Source organism: Streptomyces sp. 840.1 (assembly GCF_003751445.1).
Taxonomy (GTDB): Bacteria; Actinomycetota; Actinomycetes; order Streptomycetales; family Streptomycetaceae; genus Streptomyces.
Window position 1 is genome coordinate 90,230 of sequence record NZ_RJUU01000003.1, and the last position, 19,354, is coordinate 109,583.

Here is a 19,354-nt window from a genome sequence, read left to right on the forward strand (position 1 = left end):
CCGTGTTCACGAGCCCGTTCCCTCCCTGGCCGACCACCGGTCGAGCTGGGGGAGCTTGCCCAGCCTGTCCGGGTGCCAGGGGTCGGTGCCGCCGCTCTCCCAGGCCCTGAACGGGAGGCCCAGCTCCTCGCACAGGTACTGGGTGGCGAAGCGGCCGGTGGAGGCGGCACGGATCAGGCCGCCCATGCCGACCCACTGGCCGGCCATGGAGAACCCGCTGAGTCCGGGCAGCCGCATCCGGTCCTTGCCGACCAGGCCGGCGGAGACGTCGTCGGCGTCGGAGAACGCCTTCCAGGCCAGGATCGAGCCGTTGTGGTTCCCGGTGTAGCGCCGGGTCGTCGCCGGTGAGGCCACGTCCACCAGGTCGATCCGCTCGGCCGTGCCCGGCCAGAGCCGCCCCAGGAACCGCCGTACGAAGTCGGCCACCTTGCGCTTCTGCGCCCAATAGGCCTTGCGGTCGCTCTGGCGCAGCGCCTTCCAGTAGGCGTAGTCACTGAAGTAGGTGCAGTGGACCACCGACTTCCCGGGCGGAGCGAAGCCGTCCGAGTAGCGCGAGCGCAGCTGGACGACCAGGCTGCTCTGGAGCGCGCCGGGCAGTTCGGCGGCCTCCTCGGGCGGGAGCAGGTACGTGGTGCTGTGGGCGTCCCCGGCGGGGAGGTCTCCGTGGACGCCGACGAACGCGGAGACCACGGCGGGGAACAGTGTTCCGGGACGATCCAGGAGTTCGGTGTAGAGCTTGTCGATCCTGGCTCCGGTGTACCGGCCCCCCAGCAGGTCGTAGACCGTGGTGTGCCCGTCGCAGGCCGACACGACGTGGTCGGCGTAGTACCTCCTGCCGTTGCGGAGCTCGATTCCGACGGCCCGGTCGTGGTCCACCAGCACCCTCTCGGTACGGGCGCGGTAGGTCACCGTCCCGCCGAGTCCGGTGTAGCGCTCCTCGACCGACCGGGCGAGGCCGAGCGAACCGCCCTGTGGGAAGCCCGCGTTGCCGTGGTAGGCGCTGGCCATGTTGAACAGGTACGGCAGCAGCGGGAAGCCCTCCGGGTCCTGGAAGAAGATGTTCCGGAAGGCTCTGCGCAGCAGCGGGTCCTCGAACCGGTCCGCGAACCGGTGCATCGGGGTGGCGGCGGTGCGCCAGAAGAGGCGGAACGCCGGCAGTACGGTGCGCAGCGTCGCCGCCCTCTCCCGTACGGTCCGCAGGGCGGGCGCGGTCAGGAACGGGTAGAGCTCGATCTCCGTGAACCTCCGCAGGTCGCGGCAGAAGGAGCGGATCAGCCGTGCGTCGGGGGGTGAGACGTGCAGCAGGTGCGCCTCCAGGCGGGCCGGATCGTTCCAGAAGGTCACGGACCTGCCGTCGTCGTCGACGACCTTGTTGAACAGGTCGAAGTTCCTGACCGTCTTGCCGTCGAGCGCGCCGAGCTCGCGCCAGACCTGGTTGGCGTCGTTGCCCGCGGCGGTGCCGATCAGCCATTCGATGCAGTAGTCGAAGAGGTAGCCGTCGCGGGACCAGGCCGTGCAGCATCCGCCGGGCAGCACGTGTTTCTCGAAGATGCGGGTCCGCATCCCGCTCATCTGCGCGTAGCAGCCGGTGGACAGCCCTGCCACACCCGCGCCGATGACGATGACGCGCGGGGCGCTGCCGGGCGTGCGGTGCGGGCTCTCCCAGTCGTCCTCATCCGGCATGGTCGGCGTCCCCCGTGAGAAGGGCGCGTACCAGGGCGGCGTTGCGCGGGAGGTGCTTGGGGTCGAGCATGTCGGCGTGGGTCCCGGAGCCCCGCAGGACATGCGTGGCTCCGGTGGAACTGCCGTGCCAGGTGCCGGGGGCGCCGACGGCGTACAGGCCCGCCTTCTCCTCGTCGGTCACGACGCCGACCGAGGCCGCGACCGTCCCGGTGTTGGGGGTCCTGCCGCAGAAGCCGACGTACTCGGCCGCGTGCTCCAGGACGGTCTTGGCGACGATCTCGGAGCCGGTGTGCTGGTACAGATGCCGGCCCAGCTCCGCCTCGAAGATCCGCACGCCGTCCTCACCCGGCTCGTACGTCTCCAGGATGCGGCGGGAGTCCAGCACCACCACGTGGGAGACCTCGCGGCCGCGTGCTTCGAGCTCCTTGGCCACCTCGAAGGCCAGGTTGCCGCCCAGCGAGTAGCCGAGCAGCCGGCAGGGGCCGTCGGGGCCGACGGACTCCACCAGGTCCGCGTAGCGGGCGACCTTGTCGTCACCGGGCACATAGTTGAACGCGACGATCCGGTAGGGGTCGAGCTGCGCCGCGAACCCTCGGTAGACGAGCGCGTGGCCACCCGCCGGGGGGAAGCAGAAGACGGGCTGTCCGGGCCCTGGGTTGAAGGTCAGGTACGGCAGCTCCTCGGAGGTCGTGTTGTTGACGAGGTCCGCCACGGCCGCGGCCATGCCGTGCAGGGTCGTGGCCTGGTAGAGGCGGCTGACGGGGACGCCGATGCCGAACTCCGTGCGCAGGTGGTGCAGGAGCTCGATCAGCTTGATCGAGCTGCCGCCGGATTCGAAGAAGTCGTCCCCGAGCCCCGCCCGTTCCATCCCGAGCAGCGCCTCCCAGTGCCGGGCCATGCTGATCTCGTAGAGGGTCACCGGTGCTTCGTAGGACTCCTGCCGGTCCGCACCGGCCGGCACCGGCAGCGCTGCGACATCGACCTTTCCGTGCGCGGTGAGCGGCAGCCGCTCAAGCTCGACGACATGGGAGGGCACCATGAACGCCGGGACCGAGCCGGCGAGATGGCGGCGCACGGCCCGCCGGTCGAGCCTTGCCCCCGGCTCCGGGACGCAGTACGCGCAGAGGGTCGCGTCCCCCGCGGCATCGGGGCGGACGGCCACCACCACGCGGGCGAGGCCGGGCCAGCCCGCCAGATGCGCCTCGATCTCCGCGACCTCGATCCGGTGGCCGCGCAGCTTGACCTGGTGGTCGCTGCGTCCGAGCAGGTGCATCCGGCCGTGTGTGTCCCAGCGCGCCAGGTCGCCCGTCCGGTAGAGCCGTACCGGTGCGGCGCCCGGCTCGCGGCTCAGGTTCCGCGTCACGAAGCGTCGCGCCGTCTGCTCCGGGTCCCCGGCGTACCCGGTCGCGACGCCCTCGCCGCCGATCCACAGTTCGCCCGGCACGCCGGGCGGGACGGGTTCGCCGTGGTCGTCCAGGACATGGAGTGTGCTGTTCGCCAGGGGGCGGCCGATCGGCACCATGAGACCGGGCTCGAGCCCGTCGGCGGGCCCCTCGAAGAAAGCGCTGTCGATGGTGGCCTCGGTGACGCCGTAGGAGTTGATCACCCTGGTCCCGGGACCGCACAGACCGCGCAGCCGCTCGTACTCCGCCACCTTCCAGGCATCGGAGCCGACCACCAGGAGGTTCATGAAGTCGAGCCGTTCGCCGGTTCGCTCGCAGTGGTCCATCAGGCCCCGCACGACGGCAGGGACGAACTCGGCGCAGTCGACCCGTTCCGTCCGCATCGTGCGGTACAGCCGGGATGTGTCGAAGATCAGGTCCCGGTCGGCCAGTACCAGCCGGCCGCCCGAGCACAGGGCGCGGACCAGGTCGCCGGTGAACACGTCGAACGAGGGCTCGGCCATCTGGAGATGGACGCGCGCCCCGTCCGTCAGCCGGTACTCCTGGGCCCATGCCGCGTACGCCGAGGCGAGGCTGCGGTGGCTGACCCGTACCGCCTTGGGCCGGCCGGTGGATCCGGAGGTGTTGATGACGTAGGCGGGTGAGTCGAGGTCGGTGGCCCCCTGCGGGGCGGGTCCCCCGGTGTCCGCCGGGCGCAGCTCCGCCGGCGTCAGCACGGTGGCGGGCAGCCGCTGGGCCCACGCGGTGCGCGAGTCGTCGACGACGATGAGGGTGGCCTGCGCGATGCCCAGTACGTGGGCGACGCGGTCGGCGGGCTGGTCGGGGTGGACGGGCAGATAGGCGCCGCCCGCCCTGAGTACGGCGAGGAGGGTGATGACCAGTTCCGGTGACTTGTCGAGGCACAGTGCCACGACGGAGCCCTCCGTCACTCCCAGCTCGCGCAGCCGCCGGGCCCTGGCGTCGGCCCTGCGGTGGAGCTCGCCGTACGTGAGGTGTTCCGTGGCGCCGCGCAGGGCGGGCACGGAGACGGCGACGGCCTCGGGGTGTGCGGCGGCGATATCTCCGATCAGCTGGTGGACGGCCCGGTCCGGGCCCGGGTCCCGTCCGGCGACGGCCGGCAGCCGGGAGGCGCCGCTCCACTCGGTGACCAGCTGCTCGCGCTCCTGGGAGCCGAGCATCTCCAGCCTCGGGGTGGGCAGTTCCGCGGGTGCTCGCGTCATGCTGTCGAGCAGCTGGACGTAGTGCGCGGCCATGCGGCGGACGGTCCGGGGCAGGAAGAGGTCGGTGTTGTATTTGAGGACGCAGTGGAAGCGGCCCTCCGCCTCGTCCTCGTAGACCGACAGGGTGATGTCGAACTGTCCTTCCTCTTCGGGGAGTTCGATGTACTCCAGCCGGTAGCCGTACTGCTCGGTGGCCACCTTGTGGGTGAGCAGGATGAACATCGCCTGGAACACGGCCGAGCGGCTGGGGTCGTGCTGGAGGCCCAGCTCGTCGACCAGCAGGACGAACGGGTACTCCTGGTTGTCCAGGCCGTTGAGGACCGTCCTGCGGACCTGCTCCAGCAGCTCCGTGACCGTGGGCCCCGCCGACAGGTCCGCGTGCAGCGGCAGCGGGTTCACGAAGTAGCCGTAGACCGAGGCGAACTCCTGGTGGGTGCGGCCGGTCACCGGGCTGCCGACGACGACGTGGTCCTGGCCGGAGTAGCGGTGCAGCAGGATGTAGTAGGCGCTGAGCAGCACCATGAACGGCGTCACGCCGTGCTCCTGGGCCAGCACGTGCACCCGGGCACTCAGATCGGCGTCGAGCACGAAGAACTCGGAGGCGCCGTTGTGCGTCTGCACGGCAGGGCGGGGCCGGTCCACCGGCAGGTCCAGGAGCGGGACCTCGGCGGGCAGGTGGGAGCGCCAGTACTCGAGCATTCCGCCGGCCTCGGGCCCTGCCAGGAACCGGTTCTGCTGGTTGAGGAAGTCCAGGTACCGGGCGCCCACCGGCGGCAGGGAGGGTTCGCGGCCCTGCTTCAGCGCCTCGTACACGGCGAGCAGTTCCTCGATGAAGGTGAACGTCGAGATCGCGTCCGAGACGATGTGGTGGACGGCCTTCATGATGACCCAGCGGCTCGGCCCGCGCTTGAACAGCCGGAACCGCACCAGCCGGTCGTGTTCGAGGTCGTACGGCTTGCGGTACTCGCGGATGATGGTGCGCCGGATGTCCTCCCAGCCCTGGCCCTGGACGTCGAACAGGCCCAGGTCGGGCTCGGTGCCGGAGGTCGTGCGCTGCACCGGCAGCCCGTCCTCCAGATGGAAGTTGGCGCGCAGCGCCGGATGGCGGGCGACGAGCCTGCGCACTGCCTCGAACATCAGCTCCGGTTCGAGCTCGGCGCGCACCTCGACGGCGCCGCCGATGTTGTAGGCGTAGCCGTCGGGGTTGAGCTGCTTGAGGAACCAGAGGGCTTTCTGGTTCTGGGTCAGGGGGTGGTTCAGCTCGTCGGTGAACACCTCGACGTCGGCCCCCCCGCTCTCCCCGGCGCCGCCGGCCGCGACCCGTTCGGCCAGGCCGTCGTAGAGCCGCGCGGCCAGTTCCCCGACGGAGGTGCCGCTCAGCAGGGCGACGACCGGCAGGGCGATGCCGAGATCGGCCTGCGTCCTGGCGCGGAGCTCCATCGCGAGGAGCGAGTCGAGTCCCAGTCCCGTGAGCCCGGCGGCGGGGTCGATCTCGTGCGCGGCGGTGCGCAGGACCGTGGCGGTCAGCGTCGTGAAGCGGTCGACGACCAGGCGGCGGCGCTCCGCCTCCCCGGCATCGCGGAAGGCGTCGAGGAATCCGCCGCCCTCCTCCACGGCGTGTTCCCGGGCGGCCTCGGCCAGTTCGGTGACCAGCGGGGGCGGTGAGTCGTACCAGGCCAGGAAGGTCTGCCAGTCGACGACCGTGGCGACGAGCAGCTGCGCGCGGTCCTGTCCGATGACGCGTTCCAGGACGCTCATCCCGGCTTCCGGGGACAGCGAACTCATGCCCCGGCTGTGGAGGTAGTGGTCGACCAGGCCCAGTTCCTCGATCATGCCCGTGGCCCAGGGGCCCCAGTCGAGGCTCAGTGCGGGCAGGCCTTGCGCCCGGCGCCGATGGGCCAGCGCGTCCAGGAAGGCGTTGCCCGCCGCGTAGTTGGTCTGGCCCGCGGTCGTCAGCAGCGAGGCGATCGAGGCGAAGAGCACGAAGTGTTCGAGCGGCTCGTCCCGCAGGTGCTTGTCCAGCAGGTACGCGCCGACGGCCTTGGGGTCGAGGACCGCGTCGAACGTGGCGCGGTCCATGTCGGCGACGAGCCTGTCCCGCACCTGTCCTGCCAGGTGGAACACGCCGCGCACGGGCGGCGCCCCGGCCCGCCGGTGCTCGTCGAGCCAGCCGGTCAGGGCCTGTTCGTCGGTCACGTCGACCGGTGCCAGGACCGTCTGCGCGCCGGCGGCCTCCAGTTCCCGCAGGAGGGCCACGGCCTTGCCCTGCGCCGTCGCCGGATCGGTCTCCCGCCATGTGTCGCGCTCGGGTACGGGCGTCCGGCTCATGAGGATGAGGCGTCGGGCGCCGCGCTTGACCAGGGTCCGGCACAGCAGCCGTCCCAGCGCCCCGAAGGCTCCGGTGACGAGATAGCTTCCGTCCGCCCGCAGGCGCAGCGGCAGTGGCCTCGTCAGCCCGTCGGCGGGCCTGATGCGGCTGGTCGCCCGGCGGTCGCCGCGCAGCCCGATCTCCTCCTCGTCGTCGCTGAGGAACTCACGCAGCAGTGCTTCGGCCTCAGCCCGGACGCCGGGTGCGCCGGCTTCCCGTTCGGGGTCGAGGTCGACCAGCTTGCCCCGGTGGCCGGCCAGCTCCTGGTGCCGGAGCACCCGCGTGACGCCCCAGGCGGGCGCGCCGAGCGGTTCGGGCGCCTCCCCGGGTGTCACGGGCTGGGCGCCGCGGGTGACCACGTGCAGCCGTCCGCCGGTCTGCCGGGCCAGCAGGATCCGGGCGAGCGCGACCAGGGAGTAGGCCCCTGTGTCCGCGGCCCGTGCCAGATCCTGGCGCTCGGAGTCGGCGACGGCGGGCAGATCCAGGTTCCACAGATGCACGACCGTGCCTCGGAAGGCCGTGCCGTCGCGGTCCAGTCCGGCGAAGAGCTGTTCCAGCCTCGCGGCGCAGTCCGGTGCACCGGGTGATTCGCCGGCGCCGGCGGGCCGGTCGTCGAAGTCGTCCAGCCGTACCGTGCGGCAGCGATCACCCCGCGCGGTCACCAGTTCCGCGAAGGCGTCCCCCACTCCCCCGTTGTCGGCCAGGACCAGCCAGTCCTGCGGCTCGTCCTGGCCGGGCCCCTGGGCCACCGGCCCGGAGGCCGCCGCCCAGGGGCGGTCGGTCCAGACGGGTTCCGCCAGCCAGGAGTCGACGGTGCTCCGGGAGACGGCCCCCGAGGCCTTCTCCACGTCGGCCGCGCGGAATCCCCGCATGCGGCCCAGCGCCGTCCCGTCCTCGGCGTACAGCGCGAGGTCACCGACCAGTGCGTCCCCGTCCTGGCGGCGCACCGTGCCGTGCACCCACAGGGGCTGGTCACCGACGGGTGACACGCTCATCTCGTCGAGCGACAGGGGTAACCGGATGCCGGTGCCCGGCGGCGGTGTCGTCCCGGCCAGGAGCTGCGGCGTCAGCAGGGCCTGGAAGCAGGCGTCCAGCAGAACCGGGTGGATATGGTGGTCCGCCGCTCCGCCTCCGATCGCCGCGGGCGGAGCGATCCGCGCCAGTACCTCGTCGGTGCCGATCCAGACCTCCTCGATGGCCTGGAAGGCGGGCCCGTACTGGTAGCCCAGCGCGGCCAGCGCCGTGTAGCACTCCTGGTTGTCCAGCCGGCGCGGGCACCGTTCCCTGATCGGGCCGGCCTGCAGCGGCGGCCCGGCCGAGCGGCGCTGCGCGGTGCGGACCACTCCGCTCGCGTGCACCACCCGGTCCGCGTCGGGCCCCGCCGCTGCCGAAGCGACGATGAAGGCGCCGTCCTCCAGCGAGACGGAGAGGTGGACCGTGCGGGCGTCGTCCTCGGCCAGGAAGAGCGCCTTGCGCAGGTCGATGTCGGACAGTCCGACGTCCGTGCCCCCGGTCAGTTCCCGTACGGCCTGGGCGGCCATCTCCAGGTAGCCGGCCGCGGGGAAGACCACGGACTCCTGAATGCGGTGATCGGCGAGGTACGGCAGCCTCTCGGTGTCCAGCCGGGCCTGCCAGGTCGGGTCGGTGTGGTCCGTGCGGCGGCCCAGCAGGGGGTGGTCGAGCAGGCCGAGGCGGACCTGTGCGACGGATTCGGGCTCGGTCCAGTGGCGGTCGCGGCGCCAGGGGTAGCGGGGCAGCGGGACCGTCCGCCCTGCGGGCTGGAGTTCGTCCCACGCGATGTCGAGCCCGAGGTTGTGCAGCGTCGCCAGGGACAGGGCGAAGCGCTCGGGTTCGTCCTCCGCGCGGCGCACCGACGGCACCGAGACGCCGGTGCGGCCCTTGGCCTCCAGGCATTCGCGGATGGCGTGCCCGAGGACCGGGTGGGGGCCGATCTCGAGGAACAGCCGGTGGCCGTCGTCGGCCAGCCGGTCCACTGCGGCGTGGAAGCGCACCCGGTCGCGGACGTTCTTCCACCAGTAGGCGGCATCGAGCTCGACGTGCTCCGCGACACCCTCCTGGCCGGTGAGGTGAACCGGGACCGTGGCGGGGCGGGGCTCGATGCCGGCGAGCGCGGTGAGGAGCTCCTCCTTGATCCGGTCCATCGCGGCGCTGTGGTAAGGGACCTCCACCGCGAGGAACTTGGTGAAGACCTGTTCGGTGCGCAGCTCGTCGGCCAGCGCTGCCAGCGCCGTCCCGTCCCCGGCCAGGGTGACCGAGCCGGGGCTGTTGACGGCGGCCACGGAGATCCGGTCCCCGTAGGGACGCACCCGGCGGTCGGCCTCGGCCTCGGGCAGTCCGACGGCGAGCATGGTGCCCGTCCCGGAAAGGGTGTGCTGGAGCCGGCTGCGGTGGACGGCGATCCTGACCGCGTCCTCCAGGGAGTAGACGCCCGCCTCGTAGAAGGCCGCGATCTCGCCGGTGCTGTGCCCGACCACGGCGTCCGGCTGAATGCCGTACGAGCGCCACAGGGCCGCGAGGCCGATCTGTACGGCGAAGTTGGCGGGCTGTGCGAGCCAGGTCTCCGCCATCCGCGACCGGCTCTCGTCGGCGGCCATCTCGTCCATCAGGGACCACCCGGCGATCTTGCGGATCTCCCGGTCGCACGCGGTGACCGCGTCCCGGAACACCGGCTCGCTCGCCAGCAGTCCTCGGCCCATGGCCCACCACTGCGGGCCCATGCCGGTGAACACCCAGACCAGGCGCCGGTCAGGGGCGTCGAGTTGTCGCCCCTGTACTACCCGTGGATGCGGTTCGCCCCGCAGGTATGTCTCCAGCGCCTCGTCCAGGGACTCCTTGGAGGAGTAGACGACGGAGAGCCGCGATTCGAGGTGCTGGCGCCGGTGGGCGAGTGTGTGGCCGAGGTCGTCGAGTGCGACGGCGGCGCCGTGGCCTCCGGCGAGCTCGCGGCTGATCCCGCGCGCCAGCTGCGGGAGGGCGTCCGGGTGACGTGTGGTCAGGGGCAGAATGCTCCAGCTGCGCTCCTGCGGCCGGGCGGCAGACGGTGACGTCCCGGGGCGCCGGGCGTCCCCGGCGCGCGCCGTGTGCGCGGGTGCCTCCTCCAGGACCGCGTGCGCGTTGGTCCCGCCGAAGCCGAAGGCGTTCACTCCGGCCCGTGCGGGTCCCTCGTGCTCGGGCCAGTCCGTCACCCTGGTCGGGATGTCGTACGGGGAGGAACCGCGGTCGATGGCGGGGTTGATCCTTTCGAGGTTGATGTGGGGCGGGATGCGGCGGTGCTCGAGGGCGAGGGCGGTCTTGATCAGTCCGGCGATCCCGGCAGCGGACTCCGTGTGCCCGATGTTGGCCTTCACCGAGCCGACGTAGCAGGCGGCTCCCGGGGTGCGCCCGATGGCGAGTGCCCGGGACAGGGCGTTGGCCTCGATCGGGTCGCCCACGGGCGTCGAGGTGCCGTGCGCCTCCATGTACTGCAGATCGCCGGGGGTGATACCGGCTTCGGCGCAGACCTGACGCACGAGTGAGACCTGGGCCTCGCCGTTGGGAACCGTTATGCCGTTGGTCCGGCCGTCCTGGTTGACCCCGCTGCCGGCGATCACGGCGTGGATCGGGTCCCCGTCCCGCAGCGCGTCCTCCAGCCGCTTGAGCGCGACGAGGCCGACGCCCTCGGCGCGGACGTACCCGTCGGCCGAGGCGTCGAAGGTGCGGGAGTGACCGCCCGGCGACAGGAATCCGCCCTTCGTCTCCGCGATGGTGTACTGCGGTGCCATGTGCAGCAGCACTCCGCCCGCGAGCGCGAGTCCGCTCTCTCTTCTGTTCAAACTCTGGCACGCCAGGTGTACGGCGACCAGGGAGGAGCTGCACGCGGTGTCGACCGAGAGGCTGGGGCCCCGGAAGTCGAAGGAGTGCGAGATCCGGTTCGACACCATCGTCATCATCGTGCCGGTGGCGGTGTGGGCGGCGAGTGTCCCGAAGCCCAGATCGGCGAACTGCAGGATCTTGTAGTCGAGTGTGAACGCGCCCACATAGACGGCCGTGTCACTGCCCGCCAGGTCTGCGGGCCGCTGACCGCCGTCCTCCAGGGCTTCCCAAGCCACTTCCAGGAGCTTGCGCTGCTGGGGGTCCATGTGGTCGGCCTCGCGCGGGCTGATGCCGAAGAAGGACGGCTCGAACTCGTCGAAGCCCTCGATGTATCCGCCCCTGCCGCCCACGAGGCGGCCGGGCTTGTCCCGGTATCCGCTCCTGAGTGTGGTGACGTCGTAGCGGTCCGCGGGTGTCGGGATGACGCAGTCCCTGCCGTCCAGCAGGTTCTGCCAGAAGGTCCGGTGGTCCGATGCCTCGCCGGGGAAGCGGCAGCCGATTCCAATGATCGCCACTTTGCCCGTTGAAGCGTCAGTGATCGCGTCAGCCAAGTTCGCACACTCCTCATCAGGTGGTCACGCTGCCGGGAGGCAGCGCCGAAGTCTGTGGTGCGGGCCAGGGCCCCGGGGTCAGACGGTCTCGCCTCCGGGCGTCTTCGCACGGCGCCACGGATGGAGAAGGCTCCCGAGAATCTCGCCGGTTCCGGGAAAGGAGGTGGGGTCGCAGAGTCCGACCTCGGCCGGCTCACGGCCGGACCGCCAGGTGAAACTTCCGAAGAGGTGGTCCCAGCACGACAGGTCGGAGCCGTAATGGCCCGCTTCGGAAAGATCCGTGCTGTGGTGCAGACGATGCTGCTCGGGGCTGGCCAGGAAGTGGTTGAGCCTGCCGATGCGCACGTCGATGTTGGCGTGGACGAAATAGCCCTGTGCGGCCACGAACAGGCCCGTGGCGAGCACGGACTCCTGGGAGAACCCGGCCAGTGCCAGGGTGAGCTGGACCGCGCCCTGGGCGAGGGCGATGTCCAGCACGTGGTTGACGCCGTTGTTCGCGACGTTGACCTTCTGCGGCACGTGGTGCACACCGTGCAGCCGCCACAGCAGCGGGTTGGCGTGCCCCAGCCGGTGTACCAGGTAGCTGGCCAGCGAACCGCTCAGCAGGGCGGCCGGGATCTCGGCACACAGCGGGAGTGCCGGATCGGCCGGTGCGAGCCTCCCGACCGCGGTCGTCACCCCGAGCTGCGCCAGTGCGCTGCCGGCCATGGTGAGGAGAAAATAGACGCCGTACCAACGCCATTCCGCCCCGCTGGGATGCCAGTCCCGCCGGTGCGGGATCAGCCTTTCGAGGATCGCCAGGTAGATGAGAGTGCCCACCAGGAAGAGCGGGCTTACCCGGCCGGGTTCCCAGTGCAGTATCAGCGAACCGGAAGCCACTCCGAGGGTGGCCGCGAGGAGCAGGGGATAAGCGAGGGAACGGAGAATTCGCTGTTGACGGAACCCGTTCGATAATCGTCGCGCGGGGCGAATACAGCCGTCGGCGCGCCCTTCGTATTCGTACACCCGAAACACCTCCCGTGGACATGCTGACCGACTGCGCCGCCCGCGACGGCACAAGGGGAACCGGGGGGCATCGACTTCACGCGCGAGCCGAAGTCCCCAAGGGCGTACGGAAAATGGATGGCAAGCACCCACGGACCCCGGAGGGTGAATGTGGGTAGCCGAGGATTCGGGCTGATTCGATGCGATGGCCTCGTACGAGGCGTCCCGCTGCAGCCCGATACATTCTTTTCCGCTCTCAGCGGCTTCAATCCTCGACCGGTGACTTGATGAGTTTTCCCCCGAGCGCCTCGACTTATCTTCGAGATCATTGAACCGGACGTTCGGTCCGGGGGAAATAGGAAGAAGCCCCGCTGTCCCCGATGTGGGTTACTTAGTATTCTTTTCGTTTCTTTCCCGCTCACCGGCGGACTCGCCATGAGCCCCTCCGACGGGGAACCCGGGTTGCCGAACCTAGGGGTTCTAGGTTATACCTAGGGCCCTTAGGATCTTGGGGAGGGCACATGGTTCGGGCCGGACTGACAGTCGAGCGGGTGACGATCGCGGGTGCCGAGCTGGCGGACGAGGCCGGGCTCGATCGGGTGACCATGTCTCAGGTGGCGAGGCGGCTCGGGGTGAAGGACGCGAGCCTCTACACGCACGTCCGCGGTCTTGACGATCTGCGTGGGCGGATCGCGCTGCTCGCGGCGGACGAGAAGACGATGCGTATCGCGGAGGCGACCGCCGGGCGGGCGGGACGGGACGCGCTGGTCGCGTTCGCGGATGCCTGGCGCGAGTACGCCCACGAACATCCGGGCCGGTACACAGCGACGCAGACCCCCATGGAGATCGATCCCGAACTGGCCGCGAAGGCGCCCGGACCGCGGCGCGCGGTCGAGCTGACCTACGGCATGCTGCGCGGCTACGGACTCGCGGAGCCCGACCTGACCGACGCGGTGCGGTTGCTGCGCAGCACCTTCCACGGGTTCGTCGCCCTGGAGGCCGCGGGCGGGTTCGGGCACGCGCGTTCCCCCCAGGACTCCTGGGTGCGGGCGCTCGATGCCCTGCACACCCTGCTGGAACACTGGCCCCCGGCCCGGGAAGGGGAGCCCGCATGACGGAACCGGCCACCGGCAGCCTTCGCGTGGACGGCGCGAGCCTGCACTACGAGGTACGCGGCAGCGGTCCGCTTCTGCTGCTGATTCCCGGCGGTACCGGCGGCGCGGCGTCTTTCGACCCGATCGCCGGCGAGCTGGCCACCGAGTACACCGTCGCGACCTTCGACCCGCGGGGCATGTCCCGCAGCGGGCTCGACGACCCCGGGGCCGAACAGCGGGTGGCCCAGCACGCCGATGACGCCTTCCGGTTGCTGCGGCTGCTCTCGCCAGGTGAGCCCGCTCGCGTCTTCGGCTCCAGTTCGGGCGCGATCGTCGCCGTGCACCTGCTGACCGCCCACGCCGAAGGCGTCGAACGCGTCGTGGCACACGAGCCGCCGATGGTGGAGGTCCTTCCGGACGCCCCCGCGCATCGCGCGCTCGTCGCACGTGTCACCGAGACGTTCCGCGTGGAGGGGCTCGGTCCGGCGATGGCGGCATTCGCCGCGGGGCTGCGGAAGGACGGTGACACCACCGGCCCGGCGGCCGAAGTCCGGCTGCCGCCGCAAGTGGCGGCGCGGGCCGAGCGGACGATGGCCGACCTGCCCTACTTCGTCGAACGTATCGTCCCGGCCTTCATGTCCTACACGCCGGACGTCAGCCGGCTGGAGGCGCTGTCGGACCGGCTCGTGCTCGCGTGCGGGCAGGACTCACGCGGTGAGCTGCCCTACCGCCCGGCCGCCCTCCTGGCCGAGCGACTGGGCACGGGACTGCGGCACTTCCCCGGTGGGCACACCGGGCTGAGCACGCATCCCGCCGGATTCGCCGGACACCTCCGCGAGGCCCTCCGCACCTGAGACCCGAGGCAGCGCCGGAGCGTGATCGCGGCCGCCGCGACGGGCGGACGTACCTCCGGCCGGCACGTCCCCATGGCGTGCCGGCCGGAGGCCGGTGGTGTCCGGTGCGAGGACCGGAGTTACTTCGTGACGGACGCCTTGCCGGCGCTGCCGTTGATGACGAACTGTGAACCGGGTTCGACCACGACGTCGCCCTCGGCCGAGCCGCTGATGGTCACATTGCTCAGGGTCGCGCTGCCCCTGGCGCCTCCCATGGCCAGGATTCCCGAGCCGTTGACGGAATTGTCGATATGGACGTTCGAGATCTTCGCTCCGGGCACGGAACCGCCGCCCGATTTGAACTGGATCCCGTCGTAGGTCGAGTCATGGATGTCGGTGTCCCGGATCGTGACCCCCGGGATGTCCTGTCCGGACGCGAACAGCGTGATGGCACCGAACTCCTGGGCCTCGCCCCAGAACGCGCCGCCGGTACGGAACAGCTCGTTGTTGGCGATCAGCGTCTCCCCGGAGAACGGCAGCGGATCGTGGTCCGTCGCCAGCATGATGCCCGGGTAGTTCATGGTGTCGGAGACGATGTTGTTCTCGATCGTGTTGCCGTAACCGCCGTAGACCGCGATGCCGTTGGCCCGCCACGGCATCTGGATCGTGTTGTTGCGGAAGTGGTTGTCGTGACCGATGTCCACCGACGGGTTCTTCACGTACTTGCTCGACCAGACGGCCAGCGAGTCGTCTCCGGTGTTCCTGAAGGAGGAGTTGAAGACCGATGAGTTGCGGGTGCCGTTGGCGAAGTTGATGCCGTCCGCGTAGGTGTTGCGGATGCGCATCCCGCTGAACTCGACGCCGTCGCCCGGTCCCCAGAGGTCCGGGATGTTGTCGTAGTCGCGGCCGACCCACACGCCGACGTTCGCGTGCTCCAGCCACACGTTGGTGATCTTGGTGTCCTTGCCGAAGCGGCCGTTGAGACCGACGCCGCCCTCGGCGTTGCCGTCACCGCCCCGGATGGTGCCGGAGCCGAAGATCGCGATGTCGGAGATCTTGGTGTTGTCGTCGATGTCGAAGCCGAAGTTGCCCTCGTGCGGGTGGTTGATGCCACCCGCGTTCTGCGGCGGGGTCAGCGTGTACAGCTGCGAGTGCCACATACCGGCACCCCGGATCGTGACGTCACGGATGCCGACCTGGTTGTACTGGCCCCGGTTCAGTGGATCGTCGGTGAGGATCTTCTGCTCCTGCCGCCACTGCCCGGTCGGAATCCACACGCAGCTGATGTCACCGTTCTGGTTCGCCGTCACCGCCCGCTGAATGGCGTCCGTGTCGTCGATCCCGTCGTTCGGGACGGCTCCGTAGTTGGTGATCGAGGTGCATCCGGCCGGCTGGGCGGCCGCCGGAGCAACCTGCTCCAGGTCGACGAGGTCGATGATGTAGAAGGACGCCGAGTCGCCCGCGTCGCGCTGGAGCCGGAATTTCGTACCGGCGGGGTAGTTCTGGCCCAGCAGTGCGTTGGACTCGTCGAACAGCCTGCGGGCGTCACCGCCCGGCCGGTTGGTCAGGCCCTCGGGACTGTCCGTGTCGCCGTAGAGCCAGCTGTGCTTGGAGGAGAGGGTCAGCTTGCGGGCGAAGGTGCCGTTGACGTACAGGCTGAGCGTGGCCTCTGCCCCGCCCCCTGCGGCGGAGTCGGGGACGGAGTTGCGGACGACGATCGAGTTGGACGGGACGGTCGAGGTGATCTCGACGTACTGGCCGGTGGAGTTGAGCCGCACCGACTGGCGGCCCGAGGACTCGGTGGCGAAGTTGGTGTGGCCGAAGGTGCGCTCCTTGTCCGAGGTCAGCAGCGTGCCCTGGTAGTCGCCCTTCTCCGCCTCGTACTCGGTGTACGGGACCGCGGCCCCCCGGCCGACGACGATGGAGCGCGAGTAGACGTTGTTGTTCTCGTTCGTCTCGGCGACAGTGCCCGTCGCGTCGGCGGTGGCGGTCAGGTTCGCGCCACCGCTCTTCGCGGTCCAGCTCCCGCTGATCGGGACCGTGACCGTTCCTCCGGCGGGGATCGCGCCGGTCGTGCCGTTCAGCGTGGTGCTCTCCACGAGGAGACGGGTGACCGTCGACGCGCTCACAGCCGAGGTCCCCCGGTTGTGCACGGACACGGTGAAGGTGACTGCGGAGCCCACCGCGGGGTTCGACGGGCTGGAGGTGATGCCGAGGACCTCCAGGTCGGGGCCGGGGCTCTGCGAGACGACGAGCTTCGACGCCGCGGTGCGGCTGTTGTTGGTGTTGTCCTGCTCGATGACCGTGTCGGTCGGGTCGACCACCGCCGAGACGCTGTAGCTGCCCATCGGCCGCTTGCCGACCTTGACCGAAACGGTGTCCGAGGCGCCGGCGGCGAGGGCGCCCACCGGGGCGCTGCCGGCCACCGCTCCTTCGAGACTGACATCGACCGTCGTCGCGGCGGCCGGGGCCGTACCCGTGTTGCGGACGGTGGCGGTCACGGTGACGTCGTCCGCCTCGGACGGCGAGGCCGGCGACCATGTCAGTGCGGAGACGGTCAGGTCCGGGTTGGGTGCGGCGGTGCCGACGACCTGGACCTCGGCGACCTGGGCACCGGGAGCACCGGTGTTGGAGAAGAACTTGAGCTGGACGTCCGCGTACCGCCCGGTCACCGGGATGGTCACCGTGTTCTCGTTGCCGGTGGGGCTGAACGAGTAGTCGGCCCTGTCCTTCAGCGAGGTGAAGCCGGTGGCGGACTGGGAGCGGCCGAGCACCTGCAGCCCTTGGGTCCGGGCCGCCCAGGCCTGGTCCGGGGAGAGCTTGACGACGACGGCTTCGAGGTCGGCGTCGGCGCCGAGCTTCACCGTGAGCGTCGAGGGGTATCCGTTCGACTCCCAGTACGTGCCGGTCTTGTCGTCATTGGCGTTGGCCGCGACGAAGTTCTGCGTGTACGAGGAGGCTTCGATCGGCTTGTTCAGCGCCAGGTTGGATCCGACCCCCGTCCCCGGGCCGGGGTCGCCGCCGCCGTCCTGTCCGTAGACCTCCACCTGGGAGAGCTGTGCGGCGTTCCAGCCGGTGTTGGCCGTCACCTGTACCCGGATGTACCGCGTCTGCTTCGCGGTGAGGCCGATGGTCACGGTGTTGCCGGCCGACGGCGTGAACACCCGTGCCGCCGACGCGGAGAGGGTACTGAAGGCGCTCCCGTCCGCGCTGCCCTGGACGGAGAGCGTCTGCGTCCGCGCCTCCCAGGTGTTCGGCAGCTTCAGCACCACCTGGTCGACGTCGAACCGGGCCCCGAGGTCGACCCGTACCCACTGCGGGAACGTACCCGGGCTCTCCCAGTACGTCTGCTGACTGCCGTCGGTGACGTTCGACGCCGCGTAGGCGCCGTTCGAAGCGCTGGCCGTCGCCTGCTTACCGAGAGCGAGGTCGGGGCCCTGAACGGCCGCTGACGCGGTGACCGGCAGGATCCCGACCGTCATCAACGCGGCTGTGACCGCGCCGATGAGGAACCGCCATCTGAACTGCTTCCCTCTCATGCTGTCCTCTGTTCCGTGGGGGCTGCGGGACCGGGAGGGCACGACGACGCGTCACCGACCGCGTGACGCGTGTGCGTCATGCGGTCGCTCAGGGCCGGGGTGGGGGCTGCCGGTGCACCGATGGGGGCGATCAGGTACGCCGGCAGGAAGGAGAGCGAGCCACCTGCCGGAAAACTCACACTCATTGCCTAGTATTTTGAGTGATCTGGTCAATTTTTTGCGGCGTTGAGGTGACAGGTTTCTAGCAGGTCACACTTTTGTCAACGGTCCGCGCACCGACCGCAGTTGCCGCACGCGAGCGGACACCCCCACCACCACTCCGCCGGCAGGTCCATACATCGGATCTCAGCACGACGAACACACACACAATCACCCATCACCTCGGTCGTCGAAGACGGTGCGCCAGTCGGCCGGACCGCCGATCGGAGATGGGCGGATCAGTCACACCTCACGCACAAAAGAGCAGCTAGTTGTTCTGTCCACGGAGGTTGGTGACAGGTTTCACGGTGGGGTGATCTTGAACGAGTGAGGGCCTTCCGGGTTCGGTGTGGATTGCGACGTCTACACCGACCAGAAAGGCCCTCGTGCCCCACCGTAATGCACCCCTGACCGAGACCGGACGTCTGCGTCTGGCCCGCTGCGTCGTGGACGACGGCTGGCCTCTGCGTCGGGCCGCCGAACGCTTCCAGGTCTCCCCGACCACCGCCCAGCGATGGGCTGTCCGCTACCGCGAGCAGGGCGAGGCCGGGATGGCCGACCGCTCGTCCCGGCCCCACCACAGCCCGTCCCGGACCCCGACCCGCACCGAATGCCGGATCATCAAGGTCCGCGTCCTGCGCCGCTGGGGGCCGGCCCGCATCGCCTACCTCCTCGGCCTGAACCCCGCCACCGTCCACCGCGTCCTGACCCGCTACCGCCTCGCCCGGCTCACCCACCTGGACCGGGCCACCGGCCGGGTGATCCGACGCTACGAGCGTGACCGGCCCGGCGAGCTGGTACACGTCGATATCAAGAAGCTCGGCAACATCCCCGACGGCGGCGGCCACAAGACCCTCGGACGCCCATCCGGCCGCAAGACCCGCTCCGGCGCCGGCAACAGCTACCTCCACAACGCCGTCGACGACCACTCCCGCCTCGCCTACAGCGAGATCCACCCCGACGAGAAGAAGGAAACCGCCGTCGGCTTCTGGACGCGGGCCCACGCGTTCTTCACCCGGGCCGGGATCACCGTCGAACGTGTCCTCACCGACAACGGCGCCTGCTACAAATCCCACCTCTGGCGCACCTCCCTTGCGGAGGAAGGCATTTCACACAAACGCACCCGCCCCTACCGGCCCCAGACCAACGGGAAGGTCGAGCGCTTCAACCGCACCCTCCTGGACGAATGGGCCTACGCCAAGCCCTACCGCAGCGAGGCCGAACGACGCGCCGCCTACCCCGCCTGGCTCCACACCTACAATCACCACCGCGGACACACCGCGCTCAAGGGCCAACCACCCGCCAGCCGCGTCCCCAACCTCACGGGACAGAACAGCTAGTACGTGACTGCGCCCGGTCCGCACCGAAGGCGTTCGACACCTCACAACTTCGAACATTCCTTGACGCACCTGGATGCACGCATTGCGCCGGCAGCTCCTACCTTTGCCCAGCCGAAGCCGGGTCGCAGGAGTACCTGCGCCGAACCGAAGAGGCCTCAACGGCCGTGCCCCCGGGGTGGGATGGCGTCCATTGGCATCCAACTTCGCACTGCGGGAGCCGGGTTCCGCAACTGAGCGACAGCCGCACGTACGGCAACGGGCGGGGCAC

The 19,354-nt window shown here is 70.2% G+C and carries 7 protein-coding genes; 3 read left to right on the top strand and 4 right to left on the bottom strand.

The genetic code is table 11. The features are described from left to right. Positions 1-6 precede the first annotated feature (6 nt). From EDD93_RS33015 to EDD93_RS33025, 3 genes are all read right to left on the bottom strand, one after another. Complete coding sequence (locus EDD93_RS33015) at positions 7-1,683, bottom strand: NAD(P)/FAD-dependent oxidoreductase (protein ID WP_123529618.1); 1,677 nt, start codon at positions 1,681-1,683, stop codon at positions 7-9. Beyond that, entirely contained in the window at positions 1,673-11,098 is a 9,426-nt protein-coding gene (locus tag EDD93_RS33020; protein WP_123529620.1) for a non-ribosomal peptide synthetase/type I polyketide synthase, read from the bottom strand. The genes EDD93_RS33015 and EDD93_RS33020 overlap by 11 nt, the downstream gene beginning before the upstream one ends. 78 nt (positions 11,099-11,176) lie before the next feature. Further along, a complete protein-coding gene (locus EDD93_RS33025; RefSeq protein ID WP_123531538.1) occupies positions 11,177-12,025 on the bottom strand; it encodes a sterol desaturase family protein in 849 nt (282 codons plus the stop codon). A 578-nt stretch (positions 12,026-12,603) separates the two neighbouring features. On the opposite strand from EDD93_RS33025, the gene EDD93_RS33030 reads away from it, so the two are divergent. Continuing rightward, positions 12,604-13,197 carry a TetR/AcrR family transcriptional regulator gene (locus tag EDD93_RS33030; RefSeq protein WP_123529623.1) on the top strand — a complete coding sequence of 198 codons (594 nt, stop codon included), beginning with the start codon at positions 12,604-12,606 and terminating at the stop codon, positions 13,195-13,197. Continuing rightward, a complete protein-coding gene (locus EDD93_RS33035; protein WP_123529625.1) occupies positions 13,194-14,030 on the top strand; it encodes an alpha/beta fold hydrolase in 837 nt (278 codons plus the stop codon). The genes EDD93_RS33030 and EDD93_RS33035 overlap by 4 nt, the downstream gene beginning before the upstream one ends. Before the next feature lie 119 nt (positions 14,031-14,149). Here EDD93_RS33035 and EDD93_RS33040 read toward each other — a convergent pair whose 3' ends face one another. Beyond that, a complete protein-coding gene (locus EDD93_RS33040) occupies positions 14,150-17,548 on the bottom strand; it encodes a CARDB domain-containing protein (RefSeq protein WP_123529627.1) in 3,399 nt (1,132 codons plus the stop codon). 584 nt (positions 17,549-18,132) lie between these two features. Between EDD93_RS33040 and EDD93_RS33045 the strand changes: the two genes are divergently transcribed. Next, positions 18,133-19,086: an IS481 family transposase gene (locus EDD93_RS33045; RefSeq protein ID WP_123529629.1), complete on the top strand. Its 954-nt coding sequence runs from the start codon at positions 18,133-18,135 to the stop codon at positions 19,084-19,086. The last annotated feature ends 268 nt before the right edge of the window (positions 19,087-19,354 follow it).

Bases quoted from the DNA above. Each gene is read 5' to 3' on its own strand.
- EDD93_RS33030 (WP_123529623.1), top strand. From the start codon at position 12,604: ATGGTTCGGGCCGGACTGACAGTCGAGCGGGTGACGATCGCGGGTGCC.
- EDD93_RS33040 (WP_123529627.1), bottom strand. From the start codon at position 17,548: ATGAGAGGGAAGCAGTTCAGATGGCGGTTCCTCATCGGCGCGGTCACA.
- EDD93_RS33035 (WP_123529625.1), top strand. From the start codon at position 13,194: ATGACGGAACCGGCCACCGGCAGCCTTCGCGTGGACGGCGCGAGCCTG.
- EDD93_RS33015 (WP_123529618.1), bottom strand. From the start codon at position 1,683: ATGCCGGATGAGGACGACTGGGAGAGCCCGCACCGCACGCCCGGCAGC.